At 67.1% G+C, this 4492-nt stretch carries 4 protein-coding genes; all 4 read left to right on the top strand.

Features of this window, described 5'->3' with window-relative positions; all coding sequences use genetic code 11:
• Nucleotides 1-411: ubiquinone biosynthesis accessory factor UbiJ (locus AC6EI8_RS24550; protein WP_498383131.1), on the top strand; the 411-nt coding region annotated here is incomplete at its 5' end.
• A 118-nt stretch (nt 412-529) separates the two neighbouring features.
• Complete coding sequence (gene ubiB, locus AC6EI8_RS24555) at nt 530-2104, top strand: ubiquinone biosynthesis regulatory protein kinase UbiB (protein ID WP_150084475.1); 1575 nt, start codon at nt 530-532, stop codon at nt 2102-2104.
• A gap of 352 nt (nt 2105-2456) precedes the next feature.
• Complete coding sequence (locus AC6EI8_RS24560) at nt 2457-3893, top strand: high affinity choline transporter 1 (RefSeq protein WP_226108535.1); 1437 nt, start codon at nt 2457-2459, stop codon at nt 3891-3893.
• Nucleotides 3894-4273: 380 nt separating this feature from the next.
• Nucleotides 4274-4492, top strand: a 219-nt coding sequence (locus AC6EI8_RS24565; protein ID WP_498383132.1) for an FmdB family zinc ribbon protein, incomplete at its 3' end; no start/stop codon positions are given.

Consider the following 4492-nt stretch of genomic DNA (forward strand, 5'->3'; position numbering starts at 1 on the left):
CATGTGCGTCTGGAGGGCGATGCCGAGCTGGCCAATACCGTGTCGACGCTGGCGCGCAGCCTGCGCTGGGATGCCGCGGAGGATCTGGCGCGGGCCTTGCGTGCCGTGATGGGCGGCACCGTCGGCGACAGCGTCGCGCAGCGGCTGGTGGACGGCGCGCAGCAGGCCCATGCCGGCGCGCTGCGGGTCGGGCGGGCGCTGGTCGAGAACGTGACCGAATACCTGCTGGACGAACAGCCGACGCTGGTCCGCCATGCCGCGCTGGACGATTTCCGCGCCGACGTGGCCGCGTTGCGCGACGATCTGGCCCGGCTGGAAAAGCGCCTGGAGCGGCTGGAGCGCGGCACGGGTGCTGGCTCCGGCGCTGGCACCGGTACCGGCCCCGCCCGGCTGCCGTCCGCGCATCGCTGAACCGGAGCCACCGGGCCAACCGCGCCGACCGCGGAACCGCTGACGAGAATCCCGCCTGCCGGCGGCAAGGACGCGCAACAGCGCGCCCCGATCCGGCCGGCTTACCAACAAGACCTGCATGACCCGTTTCCTGCGCCTCTGCAAGATCGCCTTTGTCATCTTCTATTACGGCCTGGACGAGCTGGTGCTGTCCGGTTTCCAGAACCGGCATATCCGCCTGCTGGTCAGGGTCATCACGATCGGCCGCCGGCTCGATACCGTGCCGCGCGGCGTGCGGCTGCGGCTGGCGCTGACGCGGCTGGGGCCGATCTTCGTCAAGTTCGGCCAGGTGCTGTCGACCCGGCGCGACCTGCTGCCGGCCGACATCGCCGATGAACTGGCGCTGCTGCAGGACCAGGTGCCGCCGTTCGATCCGGCCGTCGCGGTCGCCATCATCGAGCGCTCGCTGGGCCGGCCGCTGACCCAGCTGTTCGAGACCTTCGAATACCAGCCGGTCGCCAGCGCGTCGATCGCGCAGGTGCACTTCGCCACGCTGAAGGCCGGCACGCACCGCGGCCGCGAGGTAGCGGTCAAGGTGCTGCGCCCCGGCATGCTGCCGGTGATCGACAGCGACCTGGCGCTGATGCGCGACGTCGCGATCTGGATCGAGCGGGTCTCGGCCGACGGCAAGCGGCTCAAGCCGCGCGAGGTGGTCGCCGAGTTCGACAAGTACCTGCACGACGAGCTGGACCTGATGATCGAGGCGGCCAACGCCAGCCAGCTGCGCCGCAATTTCCAGGACACCGAACTGCTGCTGGTGCCCGAAGTGTTCTGGGACTTCTGCAGCAGCGAGGTGTTCGTGATGGAGCGGATGCACGGCATCCCGATCTCGCGCACGGAATCGCTGAAGGCCGCCGGGGTCGACCTGCACCGGCTGGCGGAGGAGGGCGTCGAGATCTTCTTCACCCAGGTGTTCCGCGACGGCTTCTTCCACGCCGACATGCACCCCGGCAACATCCTGGTATCGGTGCAGCCCGAGACCTTCGGCCGCTATATCGCGCTGGACTTCGGCATCGTCGGCGCGCTGTCGGAGTTCGACAAGAACTACCTGGCGCAGAACTTCATTGCCTTCTTCCGCCGCGACTACCACCGCGTCGCGCTGCTGCACGTGGAATCGGGCTGGGTGCCGCCGCAGACCCGGGTCGAGGAGCTCGAGAGCGCGGTGCGCGCCTGCTGCGAGCCGTACTTCGACAAGCCGCTGAAGGAAATCTCGCTGGGCATGGTGCTGATGCGGCTGTTCCAGACCTCGCGCCGCTTCAACGTCGAGATCCAGCCGCAGCTGGTGCTGCTGCAGAAGACGCTGCTCAATATCGAGGGGCTCGGCCGGCAATTGGATCCGGACCTGGACCTGTGGAAGACCGCCAAGCCCTACCTGGAACGCTGGATGCACGAGCAGGTCGGCTGGCGCGGCGCCTGGGAACGCATCCAGGTCGAGGCGCCGCAGTGGGCCAAGATGCTGCCCGACTTTCCCCGCCTGGCCCACCAGTTCCTGGAGCGCCGCGCGCTGGTCAACAACAGCCAGCAGGACCGCCTGCTGGCCGCGCTGGTGGTCGAGCAGCGCCGCACCAACCGGATGCTGGCGATCGGGCTGCTGCTGGGCGGCGCCGTGACCATCGCGCTGGTGCTGACGCAGCTGGCGGACTGGTTCGGTTGAGGGTTTGGCCGGGGTTGGCCTGGCTGCCGGCTGGCCCGATGTTGACCCGATGGTGGCCCGATGTTGACCCGCCGTTGGCCGACGGTTTGGCCTATATCGGCCGCTGACCCTGTGCGGGCCGATGCCCCGCCCGGCTGCCAATTTTTTTGGCACAACGGGCTTGTATCGTCGCTTGCATCGCTATAATCCGCGTCTTGATTCGGCTACGACCGCAGGCCAGTGCTCCTCCCAGGGCACCCGATCCGCCACCCACGCGGCCCCGACCGATGAATTGGACTGCGGACGCGCGCACCTTGCCGCCGTCCGCCATTCGGTTTCTTGGCCCCTGGGCTCTTTGGGATAGGGCAGCAGCATGCTGATCTGGTTTGTCATCATCTACTGGGTAATCTCGGTCGGCATCGGCCTGTGGGCCGCGCTGCGCGTGCGCAACACGACCGATTTCGCCGTGGCCGGCCGCAGCCTGCCGTTCTACGTGGTCACCGCGACCGTGTTCGCGACCTGGTTCGGCTCCGAGACGGTGCTCGGCATTCCGGCGGTATTCCTGAAGGAGGGGCTGTCCGGCGTCGTCTCCGACCCGTTCGGCTCGTCGCTGTGCCTGATCCTGGTCGGCCTGTTCTTCGCCCGTCCGCTGTACCGGATGAACCTGCTGACGATCGGCGACTACTATCACAACCGCTATGGGCGCCTGGCCGAGATCCTGACCACGCTGTGCATCGTGGTGTCCTACCTGGGCTGGGTCGCGGCGCAGATCAAGGCGCTGGGGCTGGTGTTCTATACGGTGTCGGACGGCGCCCTGTCGCAGGACGCCGGCATGATGATCGGCGCCGCCAGCGTGCTGGTCTACACGCTGTTCGGCGGCATGTGGTCGGTGGCGATCACCGACTTCATCCAGATGATCATCATCGTGATCGGCATGCTGTATATCGGCTACGAGGTCAGCGGCCAGGCCGGCGGCGTGTCGGCGGTGGTGTCGCACGCGGCCGCGGCGGGCAAGTTCGAGTTCCTGCCGGAGCTCGACCTGATCCAGATCATCGGCTTTGCCGCCGCGCTGTCGACGATGATGCTCGGCTCGATCCCGCAGCAGGACGTGTTCCAGCGCGTCACGTCGTCGCGCACCGAGCAGATCGCCGGCCGCGCCTCGGTGCTGGGCGGCGTGCTGTACTTCTGCTTCGCCTTCATCCCGATGTTCCTGGCGTACTCGGCCACGCTGATCGATCCGGCGATGGTGCAGCGCTATATCAATACCGATTCGCAGCTGATCCTGCCGACGCTGATCCTGGACCATGCGCCGCTGTTCGCCCAGGTGATGTTCTTCGGCGCGCTGCTGTCGGCGATCAAGAGCTGCGCGTCGGCCACGCTGCTGGCGCCGTCGGTGACGTTCGCCGAGAACATCCTGCGGCCGTATTTCCGCCATCTCGACGACAGGCGCTTCCTGCGGGTGATGCAGGCGGTCGTGCTGGTGTTTACCGTCCTGGTCACGCTGTTCGCGCTGAACTCGCACCTGTCGATCTTCCACATGGTCGAGAATGCCTACAAGGTCACGCTGGTGTCGTCGTTCGTGCCGCTGGCCTTCGGCCTGTTCTGGAAGCGCGCCACGCGCCAGGGCGGCCTGGCGGCGATCCTGCTGGGCCTGAGCTCGTGGCTGGTCTGCGAGATCCTGTTCTCCGAGGCCGCGGTGCCGCCGCAGATGGTCGGCCTTTTGTTCTCGCTGGGCGGCATGCTGGTCGGCTCGCTGCTGCCGCAATGGATAGGCGACCGCCCGCCGGTCAAGGAAGTGCATATCGCGTGATCGCGGCGCGAAAGGGCTGGCGCACGCCAATCCGGGCTGAACATCCGGGCTGAAGCGAGGCGCTGAACCCGGGCGATTCCGGAGCGGATTCGCGGCAAATCCGGGGCCGATCCGAGTCGAATCCGGGGCCCATCTGCCGCCAATCCGGCGTCGATCCGGCCGAATCCCCTCAATCGGCCGGTCTGCGCCCCAGGCAGGCCGCTTTTCCGGCGGCAACGGCGCCCAAACGGTTTATAATTCAAGGCTTTGCATGGCCGGACGGTGGCGGGCGACAGCCCGGAACGCCGCGCCGGCCGCGCGCGTTGATTTCCTTTGATTTTTTGTTGACCCCTTTGTTGACCCCCGTTGTTGACCCAATGGGGATCTCCCGGAGAGCCACGATGCCGATCTATGCCTACCGTTGCGACGCCTGCGGCCATGGGCGCGATGTGCTGCAGAAAATGAGCGATGCCCCGCTCACCGACTGCCCATCCTGCAATACGGCGGGGGCCTTCAAGAAACAGCTGACCGCGGCCGGTTTCCAGCTCAAGGGTTCGGGCTGGTATGTGACCGACTTCCGCGGCGGCAACACCAACAACGGCGCCAGCACCGGCGCCAGC

The organism is Cupriavidus sp. R6-3 (assembly GCF_059772245.1).